General features: G+C 45.2%; 25 protein-coding genes and 1 tRNA gene. 12 read left to right on the forward strand and 14 right to left on the reverse strand.

Features of this window, described 5'->3' with window-relative positions:
- Positions 1-19: 19 nt before the first annotated feature.
- The 4 genes from AC1RJL_RS15845 to AC1RJL_RS15860 all read right to left on the reverse strand — a co-directional run bounded on the left by AC1RJL_RS15845 (position 20) and on the right by AC1RJL_RS15860 (position 4,920).
- The gene (locus tag AC1RJL_RS15845) at positions 20-886 is read right to left on the reverse strand and encodes a PP2C family protein-serine/threonine phosphatase (protein ID WP_492915760.1); all 867 of its coding nucleotides are present in this window, start codon (positions 884-886) and stop codon (positions 20-22) included.
- A 137-nt stretch (positions 887-1,023) separates the two neighbouring features.
- Complete coding sequence (locus tag AC1RJL_RS15850) at positions 1,024-3,942, reverse strand: insulinase family protein (protein WP_492915762.1); 2,919 nt, start codon at positions 3,940-3,942, stop codon at positions 1,024-1,026.
- 34 nt (positions 3,943-3,976) lie between these two features.
- Positions 3,977-4,597, reverse strand: coding sequence for a tRNA-uridine aminocarboxypropyltransferase (locus AC1RJL_RS15855; protein ID WP_492916592.1), 621 nt, complete (start codon positions 4,595-4,597; stop codon positions 3,977-3,979).
- Entirely contained in the window at positions 4,594-4,920 is a 327-nt protein-coding gene (locus tag AC1RJL_RS15860; protein WP_492915764.1) for a GIY-YIG nuclease family protein, read from the reverse strand. Before AC1RJL_RS15860 ends, AC1RJL_RS15855 begins: the two co-directional genes overlap by 4 nt.
- A gap of 38 nt (positions 4,921-4,958) precedes the next feature.
- Between AC1RJL_RS15860 and AC1RJL_RS15865 the strand changes: the two genes are divergently transcribed.
- Positions 4,959-5,777: a methyltransferase domain-containing protein gene (locus AC1RJL_RS15865; RefSeq protein ID WP_492915766.1), complete on the forward strand. Its 819-nt coding sequence runs from the start codon at positions 4,959-4,961 to the stop codon at positions 5,775-5,777.
- Here the strand turns inward: AC1RJL_RS15865 and AC1RJL_RS15870 are convergent.
- Together AC1RJL_RS15870 and AC1RJL_RS15875 are read right to left on the reverse strand one after the other, a co-directional pair.
- A complete protein-coding gene (locus AC1RJL_RS15870; protein WP_492915768.1) occupies positions 5,764-6,273 on the reverse strand; it encodes a J domain-containing protein in 510 nt (169 codons plus the stop codon). The genes AC1RJL_RS15865 and AC1RJL_RS15870 overlap by 14 nt on opposite strands.
- A 124-nt stretch (positions 6,274-6,397) precedes the next feature.
- Positions 6,398-6,610 (reverse strand): hypothetical protein, encoded by a 213-nt coding sequence (locus tag AC1RJL_RS15875; RefSeq protein ID WP_492915770.1) that lies wholly within the window; start codon positions 6,608-6,610, stop codon positions 6,398-6,400.
- A gap of 28 nt (positions 6,611-6,638) precedes the next feature.
- On the opposite strand from AC1RJL_RS15875, the gene AC1RJL_RS15880 reads away from it, so the two are divergent.
- The 8 genes from AC1RJL_RS15880 (at position 6,639) to yajC (ending at position 13,251) form a co-directional block, all read left to right on the forward strand.
- A complete protein-coding gene (locus AC1RJL_RS15880) occupies positions 6,639-8,111 on the forward strand; it encodes a hypothetical protein (RefSeq protein ID WP_492915772.1) in 1,473 nt (490 codons plus the stop codon).
- Positions 8,112-8,126: 15 nt separating this feature from the next.
- Positions 8,127-8,720, forward strand: coding sequence for a hypothetical protein (locus tag AC1RJL_RS15885; protein WP_492915774.1), 594 nt, complete (start codon positions 8,127-8,129; stop codon positions 8,718-8,720).
- A gap of 73 nt (positions 8,721-8,793) precedes the next feature.
- Complete coding sequence (locus AC1RJL_RS15890; RefSeq protein WP_492915776.1) at positions 8,794-9,837, forward strand: agmatine deiminase family protein; 1,044 nt, start codon at positions 8,794-8,796, stop codon at positions 9,835-9,837.
- Positions 9,837-10,751 (forward strand): carbon-nitrogen hydrolase, encoded by a 915-nt coding sequence (locus tag AC1RJL_RS15895; RefSeq protein ID WP_492915778.1) that lies wholly within the window; start codon positions 9,837-9,839, stop codon positions 10,749-10,751. Before AC1RJL_RS15890 ends, AC1RJL_RS15895 begins: the two co-directional genes overlap by 1 nt.
- A 129-nt stretch (positions 10,752-10,880) precedes the next feature.
- Complete coding sequence (locus tag AC1RJL_RS15900) at positions 10,881-11,579, forward strand: GGDEF domain-containing protein (protein ID WP_492915780.1); 699 nt, start codon at positions 10,881-10,883, stop codon at positions 11,577-11,579.
- Between the two features lie 94 nt (positions 11,580-11,673).
- Complete coding sequence (gene bcp, locus AC1RJL_RS15905; protein ID WP_492915782.1) at positions 11,674-12,147, forward strand: thioredoxin-dependent thiol peroxidase; 474 nt, start codon at positions 11,674-11,676, stop codon at positions 12,145-12,147.
- A 215-nt stretch (positions 12,148-12,362) separates the two neighbouring features.
- Positions 12,363-12,806, forward strand: a complete 444-nt coding sequence (locus AC1RJL_RS15910; protein ID WP_492915784.1) for a helix-turn-helix domain-containing protein — start codon at positions 12,363-12,365, stop codon at positions 12,804-12,806.
- Between the two features lie 100 nt (positions 12,807-12,906).
- On the forward strand, positions 12,907-13,251 hold the full coding sequence (gene yajC / locus AC1RJL_RS15915; protein WP_492915786.1) for a preprotein translocase subunit YajC: 345 nt from the start codon (positions 12,907-12,909) through the stop codon (positions 13,249-13,251).
- Between the two features lie 59 nt (positions 13,252-13,310).
- Here yajC and AC1RJL_RS15920 read toward each other — a convergent pair whose 3' ends face one another.
- The 7 genes from AC1RJL_RS15920 to rne form a co-directional block, all read right to left on the reverse strand.
- Complete coding sequence (locus AC1RJL_RS15920) at positions 13,311-13,637, reverse strand: TusE/DsrC/DsvC family sulfur relay protein (protein WP_492915788.1); 327 nt, start codon at positions 13,635-13,637, stop codon at positions 13,311-13,313.
- A gap of 1 nt (position 13,638) precedes the next feature.
- A complete protein-coding gene (gene tusB / locus AC1RJL_RS15925) occupies positions 13,639-13,947 on the reverse strand; it encodes a sulfurtransferase complex subunit TusB (RefSeq protein WP_492915790.1) in 309 nt (102 codons plus the stop codon).
- A 1-nt stretch (position 13,948) separates the two neighbouring features.
- A complete protein-coding gene (tusC, locus tag AC1RJL_RS15930) occupies positions 13,949-14,311 on the reverse strand; it encodes a sulfurtransferase complex subunit TusC (RefSeq protein WP_492915792.1) in 363 nt (120 codons plus the stop codon).
- Position 14,312: 1 nt separating this feature from the next.
- Positions 14,313-14,705 carry a sulfurtransferase complex subunit TusD gene (gene tusD / locus AC1RJL_RS15935; protein WP_492915794.1) on the reverse strand — a complete coding sequence of 131 codons (393 nt, stop codon included), beginning with the start codon at positions 14,703-14,705 and terminating at the stop codon, positions 14,313-14,315.
- Positions 14,706-14,769: 64 nt separating this feature from the next.
- The gene (locus AC1RJL_RS15940) at positions 14,770-15,453 is read right to left on the reverse strand and encodes a Bax inhibitor-1 family protein (RefSeq protein ID WP_492915796.1); all 684 of its coding nucleotides are present in this window, start codon (positions 15,451-15,453) and stop codon (positions 14,770-14,772) included.
- Positions 15,454-15,674: 221 nt separating this feature from the next.
- Positions 15,675-15,764, reverse strand: a tRNA-Ser gene (locus AC1RJL_RS15945).
- A gap of 156 nt (positions 15,765-15,920) precedes the next feature.
- Positions 15,921-18,797: a ribonuclease E gene (rne, locus tag AC1RJL_RS15950; protein WP_492915798.1), complete on the reverse strand. Its 2,877-nt coding sequence runs from the start codon at positions 18,795-18,797 to the stop codon at positions 15,921-15,923.
- 842 nt (positions 18,798-19,639) lie between these two features.
- On the opposite strand from rne, the gene rluC reads away from it, so the two are divergent.
- Positions 19,640-20,638 (forward strand): 23S rRNA pseudouridine(955/2504/2580) synthase RluC, encoded by a 999-nt coding sequence (gene rluC / locus AC1RJL_RS15955; protein ID WP_492915800.1) that lies wholly within the window; start codon positions 19,640-19,642, stop codon positions 20,636-20,638.
- 16 nt (positions 20,639-20,654) lie between these two features.
- A complete protein-coding gene (locus AC1RJL_RS15960) occupies positions 20,655-21,302 on the forward strand; it encodes an HAD-IA family hydrolase (protein ID WP_492915803.1) in 648 nt (215 codons plus the stop codon).
- Here AC1RJL_RS15960 and AC1RJL_RS15965 read toward each other — a convergent pair.
- The gene (locus AC1RJL_RS15965; RefSeq protein WP_492915805.1) at positions 21,269-21,886 is read right to left on the reverse strand and encodes a Maf family protein; all 618 of its coding nucleotides are present in this window, start codon (positions 21,884-21,886) and stop codon (positions 21,269-21,271) included. The two genes, AC1RJL_RS15960 and AC1RJL_RS15965, sit on opposite strands and share 34 nt — an antisense overlap.
- Before the next feature lie 130 nt (positions 21,887-22,016).
- Between AC1RJL_RS15965 and AC1RJL_RS15970 the strand changes: the two genes are divergently transcribed.
- Positions 22,017-22,550: a YceD family protein gene (locus AC1RJL_RS15970; protein WP_492915806.1), complete on the forward strand. Its 534-nt coding sequence runs from the start codon at positions 22,017-22,019 to the stop codon at positions 22,548-22,550.
- Positions 22,551-22,556 lie beyond the last annotated feature (6 nt).

Genomic DNA, 22,556 nt, shown 5'->3' on the forward strand with positions numbered 1-22,556 from the left:
TCAGTATTGTCAGGAACCGTTAAAAATGTATTACATAAAACAAGAGCCCTATTAGCGATGCAAGCGCAGCACCGAAAATCCAGGCATCTACCAGTGTTTTGCCGGTGAGGTAGGGCACCCATTGCCACAGGCCTTTGCGCAACGGATTATTGCGTAGCGGTGATTCAATAATCTGTAAGGTAATGTTGTCGCGACCACCGCTGGTTAACGCTGCGTGGAGTAATTGATCTACCGCTGCCAGGCAATCATTGGATTCAAATAAAATTTGCGCGATGGTTTTGTCATTCACCTCGTCAGTCAGGCCATCGCTGCACAACAATATCCACTGGTCTTTTTGCCATTGGTGCTCAATGAAGTCTACTTTGACTTGCGGGAGTTCCTGCATTCCCAGGCATTGGGTAATGATATTTTTTTCAGGATGAAATTCGGCATCCTCCGCCCGTATTACCCCTGTCTCCACCAGCATTTGCACGTAAGAATGATCGGTGCTCAATCGCTCCAGTCGGCCACCCTCGCGCGAGGGGGTCCATAAATAGGCCCGGCTATCACCCACCCAAGCGATCTGGTAATTTTCTGAATTGCTTTTCAGGGCAACTACAGTGGAACCCATGCCGGGTGCACCTATGCCTTTTGCGGCGGAAGTAAGGATTGTGGTGTGGGCGTGTTGGATGGTATCAAGGAGGGATGCGTTGGGATTTTCGTCAGTTTCTTGCTCAATGGTGTCGCGCACAATCGCACTTGCCACTTCGCCAGCTTCATGACCGCCCATTCCATCAGCAACCAACCAAAGCCCATGTTCAGGCCGACTGAGAAAACAGTCTTCATTATTGTCGCGCATTAATCCCGGATGGGAAGCGGCGCTGTATTCCAGCGGGTTGATGGTCATAATTGTTGGTAAGCTTCAATGCTATTGTAGGAATTGTTATTGAATCGTTACGTGTCAATACTAGATGACTTTAGAAGGGAAAACTATGTGGCCGGGGGAAAACTATGCGCCCCGGCACATTTCGTTTGACCTTTGTATTAACAGGTCTTGATTGTTAGCCCCATATTTTCTGCTAACTCTTTATGACCTGCATGGGTAACCAGTGCAATGCTGGCTTTTTCCGGTATCAAATAAATACCTGCTACGCGTTTCAGATCTTCAGCTGTAACTGCTAAAACGCGATTGCGGAATAGCTCGCGTTTTTCACGGGTACGATTAAAAAGCTCAGCCTGATAAGTTGATTTTGCTTCGCCTGCCGGTGAACCGGGTTTATCAATACTGCCAATAACACCGAGAATCGCTTCTTCCACTGCTTGCCATTGGTGATCGGTTTCTTGCAGCCAGGTCAGCGAGTTGTCAAAATCGCTTAATGTTTCACTCAAGCGTGGATCGCGATAAGAGTAGAAACGGAATGAAGCACTGTTGCTGTCCTGGCTTGCGCCGCCACCATAGGCTCCGCCTTGCTCGCGAATCGCACGGTGCAAATAACCATTGCGCAAGAATCCGCCCAGCACTGTCAGTGCAGCGGCATCTGGATGTTCACTCGGTACTGTTGCATAGGCTTTAGCGCAAAAATTCACTTGGGTATTAGTGATCCAGGCTTCGCGAATAGTTTCACTGACGGGAGGCAAATCAAACGGTTTAAAATCACCATTAATAATTTCTTCGGGCCAACGTGTTTGCAAGTCATTGCGATAGGTAGCCAAATGTTCCTCTTCACCCACAATTAAAAACTGCTTTGGTGCTTGCAATACCAACTGATGAATTGCATTTAATTGTGCAGCAAAACTGGCCAGATTTTTTTCGTCATCGAGAGAATTGTCGAGTGTTTTGACGGCGGCTATACCTTCCAATCCGCCCAGCTGATGCGACACTTTTGCTGCCGGGCTCATACCCGCACAGGCAGCAGTCATTGCCAAACTATGGCCATGGCCAGTGATGCTCTGTTCACGACGTGCGCGATTTTGCGCAATCAATTCGCGTATACGTGCCAATTCATCAAAGCGCACCTTGAGTAATGTTTCTTGCATTAATTCATTCATGGCAGCGCTATTGCGGCTCAGCGCTTTTGACGAAAGCGTTAAGTAGGCATCGATATTTTGTACATCATTGCCTGCACCGCGAATGCTGCTGAATGCATGAATTGATCCGATAACTTCTGCCTGCCAGCGTTGGGTTGCCAAATAATCTTTATCACCTGCGCCCAATTCAGTGAGGCAAATACTGTAAAACGGAAGGAGACTGATTTGATCATCGGTAAGGGCAGGCAGCTTGCAGGTAATTTGCTGATACACCAAACCGTTAGTACCCGCGCTGTAGCAACGCAATGGGAAATTATTGAAAGATTCATAAGTCCCAGATGTGTAATGCAAATTAGCAGGTATATCTTCCAAGCCAACTTTGGGCAGAATACTTTCATCATCTTGCTGCAATTGGCGCTCTTGCAATGCATGGGTGCGCGCAATAATGCTTTGTTTTTCTTCTTCACTTAATGCTGCTTTAAGCTGCGCCAAGCGCGCAACTTCGGCTGCCTGGATACGTGAACTCATTTGTAAATCAGGGCGCATGGTAAGGCGTACGCGATGGGGATTATCCACTAACCATTTATACACGGTTTCCTGGATAAAGTTTGGATTGCGGGTTTTACTGCGCAAGTTTTCCAATGCTGCGTCCATATCCAGTAATGCGATAGGATCGCCTCTGTGTGTTGCAGACGTAAGTCCCGTTAGGATCAGTTGCAATCCGTAGGGGTAACCATCACCACCGACTTCGCGTTGTGATAATTCCAATTGGTGTAGTGAAGCTTCAATTTGTTCTTGTGGTACACCCTCGGTTGCCACTTTTTTCATGATGTCCAAAATCATGGCTTCAACTTTTGCAGCATTCTCTAATGAACAACCTTCGAGGCCACACACAAATGCCATCTCGCGTGAAGAGTCATCAAGGCCGCACAAGGGTGATGGGGCTTGACCGAGTTCGCTGGTTTCCAATGCTTGTTGCAATGGCGATGCGCTGTTGTCGAGCAGAATATTGGAAATTAATTGTGCTTCCAGCGATTCATCAAGATTGGTGGTTTTGCCCAAGAGCCATGCAACTACTACATGGTGTTTGTTTTCAATGTCATCCGCATCATTTTCATCCAGAGGATAGGCTTCTTCTACCGCTACTGGAGCGTGGTAACGCTTTTCATCACCGACAGCAATAATTTCTTCAAGCTTTTCAAATTTGCTTAATGCCTGGGTTTCAAATTTTTCTTGATGAACCGCAGCAGGAATATCTCCATAGGTCATAAAGATGGCATTGCTTGGGTGATAGTGAGTGCGATAAAAATCTTGCAGTTGTTGATAGGTTAAATCGGGAATATCTTCTGGTTCGCCACCACTGTTGTAATGATATGTCGTGGTTGGGTAGAGATATTTACACAGCGTATGCCATACCTGCGATGAGATAGAACTCATCGCCCCTTTCATTTCATTAAATACAACGCCTTTAAAAACCAAATCGGAACCAGGATTATCAGCTTCCGCAAATTCGACACGATGACCTTCCTGTGCAAAATCCAATTCATCCAAACGTGAGAAAAAGACTGCATCCAAATAAACATCTAACAAATTATTGAAATCTTTTTGGTTTTGGCTGGCGAAGGGATAGGCAGTCCAGTCGGAGCTGGTAAAGGCGTTCATAAAGGTATTCAGTGAGCGGCGCACCATCATAAAGAATGGATCGCGGACAGGATATTTTTGGCTGCCGCAGAGGGCCGTATGCTCAAGGATATGTGCTACGCCGGTAGAGTCATGCGGGACTGTGCGCAATGCGACGAGAAAAACGTTTTCATTGTTGTCGGCAGCCAGATGAATATGCTGGGCGCCGGTAACTTTGTGTCGATATTCTTCAACACGGATCTTCAACGCATCGATAGTTTGGCTACGCAGTAATTCAAACGTTGGGTAACTCATAGGCTTGGAATTCTCTCATCGGGAGCAAATGGATTTAGTGGGAAACAAAAGAGTTTTGTTGCGCAACGAACAGACTCATAGCGGTTAAAAGCCGAGCATAGTCGAGCTGCCGCTGTTCCAGTTGCTGTAGAGCGTAACAACTTGCCTCCAGCGTGGAAAGCTGATTTTCGCTATGTGCTTTGCGAATTTTGTAAATAGATACCGGTGTTTCGGCCAATGTAAGGCGCGGAAGACTTTGCAGGGCAGGATTGAGATAAACCATCTTCCGACTTTTGCGCCAGGTCGCATCTATTACCACTAGGCGTAATTGGTTAAGGGCAACATCATTGATTATCAAATGCGCCGGCGTAGCCAGCCCTAATGCCTTATGTTCAGTAATTTCCGGGTAAAGCAGAAGCGGTCGTTTTCCTTCGTGATGTAGCCAGCTATCCAAAATCTGGTCATCGAAGGTTTCTCCTACCTCAATCTGGCTATTTTTTAGGCTTAAATGAAGAAGCCCTGCAGTATTTTTGGCATTTTGTGTTTCTGCGGGATGTTGCAAGATAAGGATGTCAACCTGGTTGGTAATCGCCGTAATCAAATGGCAAATGCAATTGCGCCGGGGTCTATTGCAGTGGGCGCAAATAGGGCGTTTTGTGATCGGCGCTGTGATCAATGAGGCAACTCCTCTAATTGATGTAATGCAATAATCGTATTTGTTCGGGCCGTTTGCAGGGCGATAAGTTGTCTTTTTGCACTGGCACTCATGGCTTTGATGGCACATTCGCGCTGGCTTGCAGTGGACCGATTATGATCGGTCTCCAAATAGCAAAGTTGCGCCGGTTTGCGCCCGCGAAAATAGCGCGCGCCCATCTTGCCTGATTCGTGTTCATGCCAGCGACGTGCCATATCTGTCGTGATTCCGGTGTACACTTGTTCATCGCTGGTACGAATCATGTAGACAAACCAGTGTGTTGGTGAGGTCTTGGGTAGGGTCATATGGCAGCAGTATGTTTTGGGTGGGTACAGAGAATTATATGGTAAAAGAATCAACCGGTCAGGATCGCAATTTTGATGATCTTGCAAAACGTTTTAAGAAAAATATCTACGGTGGGTTAAAAGGCGATATTCGCCTTGCAGTTTTGGAGCGCGATTGTACTGAGCATTTGCCCATCGCCCCCTTTGGTGAAGCAGAGGAGCATTGGACAATCCTCGATGCTGGCGGGGGGCAAGGACAGTTTTCATTGCGCTTGGCGCAAGCTGGTCATAACGTTGTTATTTGCGATATTTCAGCGGAAATGCTTAATTTAGCCCGGGAACAGGTTGAACAATTGGGATTGATAGATCGTGTGCAGTTAATTCATTGTGCGATACAGGATCTACCGCACCATTTACCTACCTATCAGCAGCAATTTGATTTTGTTATTTGCCATGCGGTAATGGAGTGGATGCAAGAACCTCAATCATTACTGCCTTGCCTGCTAAATTATATTAAGCCGCAAGGTTATTTATCACTTACTTTTTATAATATTCATTCATTGATTTACAAAAATTTACTACGAACAAATTTTAAAAAAATCATTGATAAAGATTATGGTGGTTCACGTGGCAGCTTAACGCCGATCAACCCGCTCAAACCGCAAAAAGTCTTGGATTGGGTGGCCGATTTACAATTACAACCACTCAGCCATAGCGGTATTCGAGTATTTCACGACTATATTTTCAATGAGGAGCATCGTGAACGTGAGCCGCAGACGCTATTGCAACTGGAGTTAGCATTCTCACAACAAGAACCCTATCGCTCATTAGGACGTTATGTGCACCTGTTGCTAAAAGCTCCAGTTATGAGTGATTGATTTTTTCCAGTAGCAGATCGCGAGCCTGATTGATTTTTGCTGCCAAATAATCGTTGCCACCGCGATCAGGATGGAGTTTTTGAATCAGCCTGCGATGTGCTTCCTGGATCATAGGCTCAGTAATTTCACCCTTGGTTATATTGCCCGATAAACCAAGTAAATCTAATGCTTCCTGGGTTTCCATAGGCATTGAAGTTGATTTTGGTGGTTCCTGGGGCTGGCTATTCTGCTGCGCATTTTTGCGCTGCAACCAGTAAGGCAATATGTGGCTAATCAAGCTATAAGCATTGCGGATAAACAGGAACATTGTCCCCAATGCGGCGACTATCCAGGGGATTGCGCCTTTTAAAACCAGTAGGATTAATACGCAAATAAATACGCCTGCCGCTATATACTTTAAGGCTTTGCGTTTTTGTGCCTCATCCATTTTCTTATAGCGCGCACTGCCAATGATAATTAGCGTCACTATGATTGCAAATAACAGAATTTTACCCATAGAGCCTCCGGTAACCAGAGCGCCATTATAGGTACAAGACCTTGTTATCGATAGCCTCATTTTTGTGCTCCAAGGTGATCTTATCTATGTTTGTTGTAATCTGTTCATCACAACATTGTGATAATCAAAAAGGTAATGATTCAATGGGGCTGAAAGGCAGGCTGACAATCTCAACGATATTGGTTTCTTGCATGCGATTGCTAATCCTGGTGTGCTGCTGCATGGCGTTGCTCGCCTGTGGGGGCGGCAGCAAAGGCAATTCGCTCACCCCTTCGCCAGCAAGTAGCAAAGTCGCAGTATCGGTAACAGTATCTTCTTCATTAGCACATTCCTCCACGCCCTCGAATGTCAGCCTGACGGGGCGAGTGACTTACGATTTTGTTCCCCATAACGATAATAAAATTGGTCTGAATTATTCTGCGGTTGCAGTACGAGCTGGACGAGGGTTATTGATTGAATTGCTGGATAATAATAATCTCGTTTTAGCCATAGCCAATACCGATAATCTTGGTAATTACAGTTTTGATGTTGAACTCAACAAACCTGTAAAGGTTCGTGTTAAAGCACAGTTGTTACGCACACAATTACCCACGTGGAATTTCAAAGTTACCGATAATACTGATGGCAATAAGTTGTATGTAATGGATAGCACTTTAATAGCGGCAAGTGAAGCAACAGCTGTACGCAATTTGCATGCTGGATCAGGTTGGACTGGAACCGGCTATACCCAGCCACGTGTTGCTGCACCTTTTGCAATTTTAGATGCGGTGTTTGATGGATTGGAACGGATAGCAGCGGTTAATCATAGTCTGGCTTTTTCACCGCTGGAACTGCGCTGGAGTGTTAAGAACAAAGCAGCCGATGGTAATTTGGCATTGGGCGAAATAGGTACCAGTTTTTATGGCGATTCAGCGATCTATATATTAGGTGACGAGAATAATGATACCGATGAATATGATCGCCATGTGATATTGCATGAATGGGGGCACTATCTCGAAAGTCAGTTTTCGCGTTCGGACTCAATTGGTGGCGATCATATGTATGGCGACAAGCTGGATATGCGTGTTGCTATGTCTGAAGGTTTTGCCAACGCTTTTTCGGCGATGATGTTGGATGATCCTGCGTATCGCGATGCTAGTGGTGCAGGTCAAACTAAAGGCTTTGTTAGTGATGTTGGCCGTAAAACCCACAGTGTCCGTGGTTGGTATTCTGAGGCCTCTATACAGTCGGTGCTTTATAATTTTTACGCTAATAAGCGAAATTTTGGCGATATTTTTAATGTGATAAATTCGCCAGGGTATGCGACTAATTCTGCAATGATTTCGATTTATGCATTTGCTAATGAACTACGAACAATCGCACCGGAAAATATTACAAGCTTCAATAATCTTTTATATGAGCAAAATATAGAGACCACTAACGCCTTTGGCGAAGGTGAAAGTAATAGTGGTGGTTATGTAGACAGTTTGCCTGTTTATAAAATGTTGCAGACAAATAATACTCCTATCAATGTATGTAGCACTAATCGTTTTGGTGCCTATAACAAGTTGGCTGTAGCCCAATTCCTTGTATTGGATATTACTTCACCAGGAACTTATCAGATCAGTGTTCAGGAAGTCGGCGATGACTCGGGTAGTTCAGATCCCGATATTTATCTTTACCGTCGTGGAAAACTGGTGGCTTATGCAGAAGGAGCGGTGATTGATCAGGAGAGCCTGCTTCGTTTCTTATCAGCAGATACTTATGTGCTTGAACTTGTAGATGATAGAGCAAAGTACAACGAAAGCATTGGTGAAATTACTGCGTGTTTTGATGTGCGTGCAGAGCGCATCAATTAAACCGGAGGCCGAACATTGAACAACGAATTTATAAGTTATGAAAAAATACTGGCAATAGTTCTTGCTTTGATTAGTTTGAATGGCTGTCGATCTGAACTCCAATCAGTAGATGCTAATTCCATGGTTGAAACAACGAGCACTGCATCAACCGAAAATGTAAAATCACCCCGGCAAGATTATAAGCGTGTTAAACCGGGAGCCTCAGTTAGTTTAAAAGATTCCACACCATTATATGAATCTGCCCCGGGAGTATACGACTACAACCTTTCATTAATATCATCTGATCATTCGGGCAAAATGACGGTCGTTGCATCTGTCGGTGAAGGTGCCACGATAATTTCGCCGGTCAACCACTTTGAATTTGTATTGGCAGATAATGGCGAATATGTGGTTCCTCTAACGATAAATGTCGCTCAGGAAGGACGTTTTTATATCCAGTTGCATATATCGATAACGACTGAGGGGCAATCTACCTCCCGGGTTATTGCAGCCATTTTACAGGTAGGAGAGCAGATCATAAAAACACAAAAAACATTGAATAAGAGTTCTACTACCAGTGCGGAAGAGGTGATTATATTACCTGCCCAAGAGACTATTTCTCCGCGGTAATATATTGCTCGAACATGTTTGTTTATAATGGCCAGTATAAAGACTGGCCATTTGCATTTATTGAGGAAATTTTATGACAAGTCAACGTTTGCCTGCTGAATGGGAACCACAAGATGCCGTTATGCTGACCTGGCCGCATAAAAATTCGCCGTGGGATTGGATTTTAGATGACGTAGTCGAATTATATGAAGCATTGGCGACGGTCATTTGTGATTATGCCGATGTGATTATTGCTGTGCCGGAAGCACAGTTAGAGGAGGTGCGTGCTCGTTTGGAAGCTATGGGCGCACCATTGGAGTATATCCATTTATATCCATGCGCCAGCAATGATAGTTGGACGCGTGATCATGGCCCAATAACAGTCAAAACAACGGAAGGTTTTAAGTTACTGGACTTTCAATTTAATGGCTGGGGAAATAAGTTTCCACATGATCTTGATAATCGAATTTCACTTCAATTATTTGCACAAAGAGCATTTCCTTACGCCACCATTGAAACTAAAGATTGGGTTTTGGAGGGTGGATCAGTTGAGGTAGATGGGCAGGGTACCTTGATGACTACATCCTCCTGTTTGCTAAATAAAAATCGTAATCCAAATTTATCAAAAGCTGACGTAGAGGCGCGCTTAATTGCTGAATTTGGTGTTCAAAAAATAAATTGGTTGGATCATGGTTACCTTGCGGGCGATGACACTGATGGTCATATAGATACACTTGCACGCTTATGCCCAAACAACACAATTATTTATACCGCATGTGATGATGATCAGGATGAGCATTATACGGAGCTGAAAAAAATGGAAGCTCAACTGCAATCGTTTACCAATGCTGAGGGTGAACCTTATCGGTTATTGCCGCTACCCTGGGCAGGAGTAGTGTTGAGTGATGAAAGTGATGCTCGTCTCCCGTCTACCTATGCTAATTTTTTAATTATCAATGAAGCAGTGCTAGTTCCCATCTATAACTTACCGATGGATGAAGATGCATTGGAAGTTGTTTCCCAAGCATTTCCCGGGTATGAAATTTTTGGTATTCCTTGTTTGTCTTTAATCGAACAAGGTGGCAGCTTGCATTGCATCACTATGCAGCTACCTGAAGGCGTATTGGAGAAATTGTAATGCAACATTCAAATCCTAAAGAAAATGCCAAATCAAAAACACTTCAGATTGGTGTGGTGCAGCAATCATGTACTGCCGATGTGGATGCAAATTTTGCTAAATCTATTGCGCAAATTCGTACTGCTGCAAAGCAGGGTGCACAGTTGGTCGTGCTGCAGGAGTTGCATCGCGGATTATATTTTTGCCAACAGGAAATAGCGGCGCATTTTGATTTGGCTGAAACGATTCCTGGACCAAGCACTCAGGCTTTAGGTGCGCTTGCGCAAGAATTGGATATCGTCATTGTTGCTTCGTTATTTGAAAAGCGAGCGGTGGGTTTACATCACAATACCTCTGTTGTGATTGAGCGCGATGGAAGTATTGCTGGTAAATATCGCAAGATGCACATCCCGGATGATCCCGGCTATTACGAAAAGTTTTATTTCACTCCTGGCGATTTAGGTTTTCATCCAATTCAAACCTCGTTAGGAAAATTAGGAATTCTTGTATGCTGGGACCAATGGTTTCCAGAGGCTGCACGCCTGATGGCAATGGCAGGAGCAGAGTTATTAATTTATCCAACGGCAATTGGTTGGAGTCCTGACGAGGATGCAGAGGAAAAAGTCCGTCAACGCGATGCCTGGATTACCGTTCAGCGGGCCCATGCGATTGCTAACGGTATACCCATCGTCAGTGTTAACCGCGTAGGACATGAACCTGACCCGGCTAATGGCGCTGGTCTGAATTTTTGGGGTAGCAGCTTTGTTGCCGGACCACAGGGCGAGTTTTTGTTCAGTGCGAGCGTTGATCAGGAGGAAACACATGTTGTTACCGTTAATATGAATCGTAGTGAACAGGTCCGGCGGATGTGGCCATATCTGCGGGATAGAAGAATTGAGCACTACGGTGATTTGTTAAAAATCTATCGTGATTGATACTAAAAAGCCGTGTTTTCCACGGCTTTTTTATTGATGGCTAGCTAGAAATACTTTCTGGTGGTGACCGGATATATCGTCTAGACTTGAAGCAATTTACCTATTCCTTTACCGAACAAAGCAACGTTTATGGATTCTCCTGTATCCCCTTCAGATTTTGCTTCACAGTCATGTCCGCTTAGTGATATTCCTTGCCAATTTCTCCAAGAACTTCAAACCTTGCGGCAAGAAGTTGATTTGCTCAAAGAGCAAGTACGCACTGACGCACTGACCGGGCTTTATAATTTTCGTTTTTTCTCGGAGGTGTTGCCACTTGAGATGGAGCGTGCTCGCCGTTCATTCCAACCTCTTTCATTAATTCTTTTAGATATCGATCATTTCAAAGCGTTTAATGATCGGTGGGGGCACGAACTCGGTAACCGTGCGCTATCGCATATTGCAGAATTGATTGGCCTGACAATTCGAAAACTGGATTTCGCTTGCCGATTCGGTGGTGAGGAATTTGTGATTTTGTTACCCAATACCGATTTGCGTCACACAATGATTGTTGCCGAGCGGCTACGTGAAATCATTGCCTCCACGCCCCTGGTGAATGCAAACGATGTCATAACAGTTACTGCCAGCTTGGGTGTTGACGAATTTCGGGGTGATCATAGTGATAGCCCGCAAGGCTTTGTTGAACGTGTCGATAGTTGGTTGTACCGTGCAAAACATGTTGGCCGCAATTGCGTACAAGGTCCCATTATTGAAGCTTCTGATGTGAGCACAACTGTGACACCAGAAGAAAAAGATGCATTGTTTGGAGCATTTGGACCAGATGATGAATGATGTATTGTACTGTAAAATTTGTGTCATTCTGTCAACATCAAATAATTCAGATATATTCAGTAATTTAATTGGTTATCCTAAGGTTGTGTAAAAAATGTCTTTTCCTAAAATTGGTAATCTTGCCCCTGCATTTACACTTAAAAATCAAGCCGGTGTTGATGTGGAGTTAAAGGATTACAAAGGTAAAAAGAATGTAGTGTTATATTTTTATCCTAAGGCATCCACACCTGGCTGCACTGTTCAGGCTTGCGGCATCAAAGATCATCGTGCAGATTTCGATGCACTTGAAACGGTGGTGTTAGGGGTGAGCCCTGATGCACCAGCAAAGTTGCAAAAGTTTGTCGATAAATACGCATTGAATTTCGATCTATTAGCAGATGAAGATCATGCGATTGCTGAAAAGTATGGTGTATGGGGTTTAAAAAAATTTATGGGAAAGGAATTTATGGGGATATTAAGAACCAGCTTTATTATCAATAAGGAAGGGCGCCTGAGATACATTGTTGATAAAGTGAACACCAAGACCCACGATCAAGATGTACTTGGTATTCTGCGCAATGGCATTTAAACTATTTTTGATATAATTTCTTATGATAAAAAAAGAGTGTTTTGAATGGAAATTATACGCATTTCTCTTTGTTTCAAACGAAGTTCGTCTATAATCGCTCCATAGCTGAGTGTCACTTGCAAGGCTCAGGGAGGGTTCTTGATATTTTGTACTACCAAGGAAAACACTCCTGACTGATTTCATAAATGCCTTTGATTGGCAAAGGAGACGCCTGGATGATCCAATTACAGCGAATTTACCGTAACAGCGAACACTTTTCTGAAAACTCATTTGAAGGGTCGGAAGTCCGATCCTACGAAGAATACCTTGCCATGGCTGATATTCCCAAATTTGAAGGGGTATCCGCCCGTGTTATTGACGCTTTAAAGCAAAGAGTTGGGCGCGATGACCTTTCTATTGATCGCATTGCTGAAGATCTGAAGCTTTCTAAAAGAACTTTGCAGCGCCGTTTGCAGCAGCAAAGCGCAAATTTTGCACAGTTGCGCGATATTTTACGCTTCCACTATGCAATTAAGTATTTGATTGATGAGCATATGAGTGTTGATACAGTATCCAAGGCTCTGGATTTCTCGGATCGCACCAGCTTCACAAATGCTTTTAAACGTTGGACCAGTTTGTCTCCCAGTGTTTTCAGAAAGCTATTCCGGGATTACGCCTAGTTCGTTCCAGCAACATATCCTTTATAGATCAAGAGCGCTAATTGCCTGCTTCTTTCAAAACAGGTAAAGTTAGCGCTTTTTATTCTACGAGGTTAGTTCCATGAGTTTCTTTATAGCATCCGCAATGGCTCAGGCTGAGGCAGCGCCAGCTCAACAAAGCAACCCAATGATTACATTGTTGATGTTTGGTGGCATGTTCCTATTTATGTACCTGCTGATTATTCGTCCGCAACGCAAGCGCCAGAAGGAACATCAGAATTTGGTTTCTGCCTTGGGTAAAGGGGATGAGGTAATAATGACTAGTGGTATGCTGGGTAAGATTCTCAAGGTTGATGAAAATTATGTTGTGATCGAGACCGGCAACAATGTGGAACTTAAGTTCCAAAAGGTAGCAGTTCATGCCGTTTTGCCCAAAGGCACTATTAAATCAATAGATGCAGCCTGATTAACAAAAAATAAAAAAGGGGCTTCTGCCCCTTTTTTATTACCTCTGATATTGAATTGTTACAGGCAATTGGTTGGGCGCGGCAAGCCTGCAATTTTGCTTGCGATTTTAGCCGGGCTTGGAGGAAAAAGTTGCAGTAGATAGATACTCTTTCCTTTATCAGGTCCGAGTTTTTTTTCGGTGTATTTTACGAGTGCTCTCATTGCCGGCGAAATTTCAAATTCCCGATAAAAGTCCTGCAATAAATTAATAATCTCCCAGTGCGCTGCTGTGAGAGAAATATTTTCTTGTTCTGCTATCTCATAAGCTATTTCGGAATTCCACTCATTTGAGTCAATTAGATAACCATCTTTATCAAAGGCAACTTTCTGATTGTTGGTATTCATCTTAATACCAGCTTTGAACACGGTGGTGGTCAAGGGTTAATTGAACAAATGTATTGTAATCAATGGGCTCGATATTGGAGGCCAGCTTTTCTTCCAGTCCTCGCGCTTTAAGGTCATTTATTAAAGCAAAAACCTTAATTCCATTTTTTATAAGCGATTGTAGTTCATTGGCAGTTGGTGCAGAGGAGGTTGCGCCAAAAACGCCATCCTCAAGTAACAAAATTCCATCATCTACCGTACATACTCTCAAGCAGGAGCTGAGGGCATTATTTGTGTAGGGAGATTTGTTAATTGTGTGAAGTGTGCTCATATCAAAAACCCAGGAGATGATCCTGTTTGCTTAACAAGTTTTTTACACCATTATTATTTAGCGTTTTTATATCATCAAGAACAAGCTCTTCAATGCTTATTGCTCTTTCATGCAGAGATTCCTGATGCACATATATATTCTCTATACCGTACAGTGATAGTGCAGGAAGAGTGGATGCAATGTTTTTTTGGTCTATAAATTGGCTGCGCTGATTTTTTAATAATTGAAAAACCCCATCATCCATAAATAGCACACTTATATCCTGATCATAAATTGAGGCTGCTAATGCTGTGTCTAGCGCTTCTCTCGCCGTACTATTGCCGTACGGAGCGTGACGACTAATGACTAAGATTTTCTTTTGCATCTTAATTACCAAAACTAATTAATCTGTCTGACACAATTGCAGCTTCAATTAATTGTCCCAGACCGCTAATGGTAAATTCTTCTGCAATGTTATGTGAAGGTTTGTTATAACGGTTTGCTTCACCGCTATCCATTATTCCCCGGCGTAATCCAGCCGCTATGCATACAACCAGATCAAGATTGTGATTTTTTGCCAAGGCCTGCCAAGAGTGTTGCAAATTAAACTCATCTTGCGGTGGGGCTGCCAGATTGGTTGCGTTATGAACTCCATCCTGATAGAAAAAAATGCGGTGTAAGCGATGCCCCTGGCTTAACACTGCTACGGCAAACTGATAGGCGCTGTAGCTTGCCTGAGAAGAGTAGGGGGCTGAATAAACAGCTAGCGAGAAAATCATAATGTAAGTACTACCAAAAAATAAGGCTCCACAATGGGAGCCTTTAGTTCATTCAACACTATACTTACTCATCACTTGTTACGCCAAGCAGGTGCAACAAACTTGTAAATAAGTTAACAATTGAAAGAAAAAGACTGGTGGTTGCCATAATATAGTTACTTTCACCACCATGGATAATTTCGCTGGTTTGATACAGGATGAGCGCTGACATCAATAAAACGATGCCGGCAGAGAAGGCCAAATGTAAACCGGAAAATTGATAGCCAAAGAACGAGGCGCCTAATAAAAATAACATTACTGCAATCATTACCATCATGCCAACAGCAACAAATCCACCGAGAAAGTTGAAGTTTTTGCGAGTGGTAAGAACATAGCCAGAAAGGCCCACAAAGACGAATGCAGTTCCACCGAGCGCTTGCATAATTATTGTGGAACCATTTGCCATGGAGAGATATTTATTGATGATTGGGCCGAGACCTGCGCCTATAAGGCCAGTGAATACAAACACTACTAAAAGGCCTGTGGCTGAATTGGCTGTTCTTGGCAGCACAAACCAGATAAGTGCCAAAGCAATCAGGCTCATGATCAAACCAGCGCCGTGGCTAAGTCCAGCCGCCATTGAAATCCCGGCAGCTGCAGCACTAAATGCTAAGGTGAGGCCAAGAAGCATGTATGTATTGCGCAATACTTTGCTGGTTTCTGTTTGGCTTAGTGCTTGAGTTGTTTGAACACCGTAAAGTTCTTGCATAAAACCCTCCATTAATCACTGAGATATAATCATTTAGTTGGGGCGATAATACAAATAAGCAATCATAAAGCCAAGCTATTATGGAATTTACTTGTGGGTGGGATTCAGGTTCTCTTTAATTGGATGAATCTTGGACCTAAAAAGCCTAAAGATGTTTCGTTACTACGAAAAAGGCTTAACAATAAAAAAAGGCGCTAGAGTTCTCTAGCGCCTTTTTGATATGGCGGAAGGGCAGGGATTTGAACCCTGGGTAGGCTCGCACCTACGCCGGTTTTCAAGACCGGTGCATTAAACCACTCTGCCACCCTTCCGAGTGCGGCAAATTATACATAGGTTTTTTTATTGGGCAAGTGAAAATGACTATTTTTATAGCCAAATATTACAATCAAATTTGCGCAATTGTAATTATTGAACATAAAAAAGCCGAATTGTTTCCAATTCGGCTTTTTGAGTTTTACGGTGCAATCTTATTGATCGTTATTGCTGCGTTTATTGAGTCGCGGATCGTTCGATGGCCTGCTTAAAGGACGAGGATTATGATCAATACTTGGTGGCAAACTTGTATCCAATGCACGTGATGCCTGGCTCTCAATAGTTTCAGTAATAATACTTACCTGATTTACCGGCTTGGGTGCTTTACGTGGATCATTGCTTGCTCTCGCTGGCTGAGCAATATTAACCTCGGTTGTAGTTTTTCTTTCTGTTGTCTCGATTTCCAGGTCACTAACTTCTTTGATAGGCGCTGTATGAACTGCATCATCACTCACAATTTCTGAAGTTATTGTTGCTTCAGTAGGTTCAGTGATTGCTGGTGCTAAAGGTGCTGATTCCTGCTTGGGTATTTCGAGCTTTATTGTCTCAGGTGCCGCTGTTTCCGAAAGCACAGGCAACTCATTTGAGCTGGTTGCAATTGTATTGAGAGCTTCTGTGCCAATTTCGTCACTTTCCGCTGGTGTTTCTGTGTTGATAACGGGGGCAGTTTTGATCACTTGAGTTTGTTGAGCATGTTCGGCAATTGCCGCAGAAATTTGTTGTGCTAGCTGTGCTGATTCGCTAAGTACTTTTGGCTCATCAGAAGATGCAATTTCTTGCTCAATAGTCTCGTTAGCTACGATTTCGCTTTCTGCGCCCTCAGTTCCATCGCGACGGGTACGGCGACGTTGTTGTGAGCGGGTGCGACGACCTGCGGGGCGCTTGGATGGGCGTTGGTCATCACCATCTTCCAAGGGGATTGCCACATCAAGGTTTACCGTCTCCACAACTGCCGGCTCTTCTTTAACTGGCTGGCGGCGATTGTTGTCGCGATCATTACGTTGATTGCGATTACGTTGTTGGCGCGGCTCATCATCGCCAGCTTGTGCATCGCGTGGCTGCTGATCGCGTTGTTGGTCGCGGTTATTGCGCGGTCTGCGCTGCTCATTGCTCTCGCGGTTTACGTTATCGCGTTTTTCGCCGTCGCGACCACTATCACGCTTGTCTTGCTCGCGTGCAGGTTTTGCTTCGTTGGTCGAGCGATTGTCCAGGTTATCAATAATCTCGCGATCTTCTTTGCGGTCTTTGTCGCGACGATTGTTGCGACCATCGCGACGGCTGTTGCGACCTGAACTACGACGACTATCGCTACGCTTTTGCTCGCGCTTACCTTTGCTTTCTTCGCTCTTCTCGCCACCAAAAATGCTGCTAATTGAGCCAATAAGGCGCGACAGCAGGCCGGGTTTTTTAACCGGTTCAGGTGCTGGTTGGCTTGGGCTGCTTGGTTGTACCAGCGGCTTGGGTGCGTTGAACGGTTTGGCTTTGAAATCTTCTTCATCAGCTTTTGCTTCGTCGGTATGTGCAACGATTTTGTAGCTGGTTTCCAGGGTGCCTTCGTCATCGTCACGGAGGCGCTGAACTTCAAAGTGCGGTGTCATTAATTCAGCGCTGGGTACTATTACTACACGGGTATTGTTGCGCGACTCAATGCTGGAAATCGTTTTGCGCTTTTCATTCAAAAGATAAGTGGCTACAGACACCGGGCAGATCGCACGAATTTCTGCGCTGCGCTCTTTTTGCGCTTCGTCTTCAACCAGGCGCAGAATTGATAATGCAAGCGAACGGGTGCCGCGAATGTTGCCTACACCATCGCAGCGTGGGCAGATCTTTGAGTGGGTCTCGCCCAGTGACGGACGCAGGCGTTGGCGAGACATTTCCATCAAGCCAAAGCGGGAAATGCGACCGATCTGTACGCGCGCTCTATCCATCATCAATGCATCGCGCACACGGTTTTCAACTTCGCGCTGATTGCGTACGGGTTGCATGTCGATGAAGTCAATAACAATCAGGCCGCCCATATCACGCAGGCGCAATTGACGTGCGATTTCATCGGCTGCTTCCAAATTGGTTTGCAATGCAGTTTCTTCAATGTCGCCGCCTTTGGTGGCGCGTGAAGAGTTGATATCAATGGCAACCAGAGCTTCGGTAGCGTCGATAACAATGGAACCGCCGGAAGGCAATTTAACTTCGCGTTGGAAGGCGGTCTCAATTTGAGACTCGATCTGATAACGATTAAATAACGGGATATCATCCTGATATAGCTTTACTTTGCTGCGGTAGTTCGGCATTACTTGCTGGATAAAGCCAGCCGCCAAATCAAAAGCTTCTTTGTTGTCTACGATGACTTCGCCTACATCCTGGCGCAGATAGTCACGGATGGCGCGGATGATGACGTTGCTTTCCTGAAACAAAAAGGCAGGAGCAGGCGAGGTTTTTGCCGCTGTTGCTATGGATTCCCACAGTTGCAGCAGGTAGTTGAGGTCCCATTGCAGTTCTTCCGAACTGCGACCTACGCCAGCGGTACGAATGATTACACCCATACCATTGGGTACTTCAACTTCGCCGAGTGCATCTTTAAGCTCAGCGCGATCTTCACCCTCAATGCGGCGGGAAATACCGCCTGCTCTTGGGTTGTTCGGCATTAATACCAGGTAGCGACCGGCAAGACTGATAAAGGTAGTAAGGGCTGCACCTTTATTGCCGCGCTCTTCTTTATCGATTTGAACAATAACTTCAGTGCCTTCTTTCAGCACATCTTTGATTTTGATGCGGCCGTCTGAATCGCCAGAGTTTTTGGTGAAATATTCGCGGGAAATTTCTTTAAGAGGAAGGAAGCCGTGGCGTTCTGCACCGTAGTCAACAAACGCAGCTTCGAGGCTTGGTTCTACGCGAGTGATGCGACCTTTGTAAATGTTGGATTTTTTTTGTTCGCGATTGCGATTTTCTATGTCCAGATCGTATAGCCATTGGCCGTCGACCAAAGCTACGCGCAACTCTTCCGGTTGAGTTGCATTAATAAGCATTCTTTTCATGTGTTACCTAATTGTCTGTGTGCATCGGACTGACGCGACAATCAAGGTCAACACGGCGATGTTTTGCGCAACCTTGTGGACTAACGCGCTACCCATTAAGTTGGGCTCGCACTAGCGGTTGGTGGGGTTACCTGTCGGCTACGCAGTATTATCGCTTTGCAGCGTCTGCAATAACTAGCCTGTAAAATCCAGATGGCCCATTTGGCTCATTCATGTTCACCGGGCATGCCCGGCTTTCCTATTTGTAGTGCTTGTTTTCGTGTTCGGCCAAGGCGGTATTCCATCCTGTTACGACCGGGTTGTTCATTCATTGATCTCGGTTGATCGAGCGTGAGTCTTGAAGATAATCGATCTTCAAATCGGCTTCTCAATCAGGTGGTTAGCTTTAGTAGTTAAGCCACAAGATTAAATTTGCAACCTGCAAAATTAGCTTCGGATAATTATGCTGCATCGTGTGCGGGCGGGGTTATCCGGAATTTACAAATAGAGCTTTCTTGAGTTCAGCAAAACAAAAACAGTGTTAACAATGAGTGCAACGTTGGTTGACGCGATTGTTAGGATAGTTGGCGAGCTTTGCGCGCGTTCTACCATTGTCAGTGTCATCAAGAGCAGGAGCTTTACACGTTAATAATGTGTCAAAGCTGGCGCTCTTGCTGTCAGCGGTATTTCCTAATGATGCGCCTGTCTTTTGCACGCTATCCGGAAACCAGCCTGTATCAGCTCCTTGAATATAGCAGTTCTGCCCGGATGCAGCAATTAAATCAGTGATTTACATAAGTTTTTGGTATCGCCAATAGAACTGCTGGTTCGGTTATCCGACGGTATCGGGTATTATGGCGGCTATGAAAATACCTGCGGAAAATACCCCCCAAACTGTTGAATCTACATCGCTCGCACAAGTAATGGTCCTGTCGATTGATGAGGATCAGGCTGGTCAACGCCTTGATAACTTCCTGATTGCGCGTCTTAAGGGCGTGCCTAGATCGAAAATTTACAATGTTATTCGCAAAGGCGAGGTGCGTGTTAATAAAGGAAGGATAAAGCCTGAATATAAATTGATGGCAGGGGATTCTGTCAGGGTCCCTCCTATCAGGACCGCTGAGGCTGGCACTGAGGCTAAAGCCAGCAATCAAATGATGTCGTTGCTCGCCAAATCGATTTTATTTGAGGATGACGGATTGCTGGTTATCAATAAGCCGCCTGGTCTTGCCGTGCATGGTGGTAGCGGTATTACGCTCGGGTTGATTGAGACCTTGCGCCAGATGCGTCCCGAGGCACGGCATTTGGAGTTGGTACATCGTCTTGATCGCGATACATCCGGATGCATTATGGTGGCCAAAAAGCGCAGCTATCTGCGCCACTTGCAGGCTGCATTGCGGGAAAAATCTGCTGGCGCAAGTGGTATTACCAAGGTGTATCAGGCGTTGGTGAATGGTGATTGGTCGAAGCGTACGCATCAGGTCAATGCGCCTTTATTAAAAACAGAGGTTGCTGGTGGTGAGCGGGTGGTACGGGTTCATCCTGAGGGTAAGCCGAGCTTGACCGAATTTAAGGTGCTGCAGCGATTCGATGGTTTCAGTTTGGTGGAGGCGCGTCCTATCACTGGTCGTACCCACCAGATTCGCGTACATGCCCAATATGCGGGGCATAGTCTTGTTGGTGACGAAAAATATGGTGACGATGATGTCAACGAAGTGATGCGCGGGCGGGGGATAAAACGATTGTTTTTGCATGCGTCGGCCCTCTCTTTTTATCTACCTGAAGCTGAGGAGCTTACACATGTGAATGCTCCCTTGCCGCCTGACCTGTCTGTTCCCTTGAGTAAGTTGTCTGCGATTTAGTCTGTGGAGAGTGTAATTGCTGTTTATTTTTGATTGGGATGGCACCCTGAGTGATTCAAAAGCCAAAATCACCAAGGCGATGCAGTTTGCTGCGCACGATATGGGGTGGAACCCGCTGGATGATCACCATATCCATAACATTATTGGACTGGGTTTGCCGGAAGCGATTCACCGATTGTATCCCGATGTTGATTTGCCTGAGCGTCAGCGTTTGCGCGAAGCCTATGCGAGTCACTTTTTGTCCCTTGATGAGGCTCGCCCATCGGACTTTTTTCCGGGAGTTATGGAAACGTTAGATCAGCTTAAGGCTGGTGGGCACACATTGACGATTGCCACGGGCAAGAGTCGCAAAGGATTGGATCGTATTTTCAGTGTTCTGGGTGTCACGGATTATTTTCATGCTACCCGATGTGCTGATGAGACTGCCTCCAAACCTGACCCTCTTATGCTTGATGAAATTCTGCGTGAGTTTGGTACGGATGCGTGTGAGGCGGTCATGATTGGCGATACAGAGTACGATATGGAAATGGCGCGCCGGATTAATATGCCGCGCATCGCCGTTAGTTATGGCGCCCATCATATTGAGCGCCTCCATAGTTATCAGCCCGAATTATGCCTGGATCAATTTGATCAATTGCTTGGCTGGAAAAAACTGACCGCCTGATTGAGCGGATCCATCCCCTCATTGGCTAGCATTCTGGTGAGGGCAATTAAGGGTAAGCCTATTAATGTGTTGAAGTCTTCTCCCTCAAGTTGTTCGAATAGGCAAATCCCCAATCCCTCTGATTTGAAGCTTCCTGCGCAATCGTAAGGTTGTTCGCGGCGTAGGTAATTTTCTATCTGGGTATCGGTGAGATTGCGGAATCTGACTTTATAGCTTTCGACGCTGCTTTGGGCTCGATTAGTTGCAGAATTAAATAGGCATAATCCTGTCATGAAGGTGACTTCGCGATTGCGGAAGCTGGCTAGTTGTGTGAAGGCCTTGTCGTGGTTGTGGGGTTTTCCGAGAATCCGGTTGTCGATTGTAGCTGCCTGGTCCGAGCCGATAATCAAATGGTTGTGATAGCGATTGGTGAAGTGGCGAGCTTTGGTTTCGGCCAAGCGTTGTACCAAAGCTGCGGGCGGCTCTCCGGCCAATGGGCTTTCATCTATGTCCGGGCTTTCCCATGCAAAGCCAAGGCCCAGTTTGCTTAATATTTGTCGGCGATAGGGCGAGCTTGACGCAAGTAATATTTTCGGGTGAGTCATGGAGTGGCCACATTTTAAAGATGGATAAACGCTAAATAAAGGGGCAATTCTACGCCCAAGCCACTAAATAGCGCCATTTAACCAGTTTTTCTTTGACACTCCGGGGCGATATCCCTATTATGGCGCGCTTATGTTTAAGACCCCTTTTAACAAAGTTCTGCCTCGGCAGGGAGATCCCCGAAAATTCGCCCAGCATGGTGTGTCTTTGGAGGGTGTAATTCCTGTATCTGAGCTACCTCGCCTTCTGGAGGCGACGGAAGATTCTGGCAGAGAAGTTCAAGTAAAGCTTGAATTTACCATTAGTGAAGAAAGGAAAAAGGTTGTTATTGGAAATGCAAGTGCTGACTTGGCTTTAGTGTGCCAACGGTGTCTTGAACCAGTGACAGTGCCTGTTGAAAGCAATATCTCGCTTGCGATTGTATGGGATGAAGAGGCTGCAAAGGCATTACCTGAGCGCTTTGACCCATGGATAACAGGTGAGGGAATGGCAGATCTTTACGAGATGATCGAAGAAGAACTGCTATTGAGTTTACCCGCGGTTGCCTACCATGAAGAGCCCTGTTTAGACAGTAAGCTTTACTCGAGTGGTAAGCCGGTCGAGGTAAAAAAAGAGAAAAACCCATTTCAAGTGTTGGAACAACTTAAGAGCTCGCCGAAATCCTGAGGCGCC

The sequence above is a fragment of the Cellvibrio sp. GW822-FHT04B05 genome (assembly GCF_058800985.1).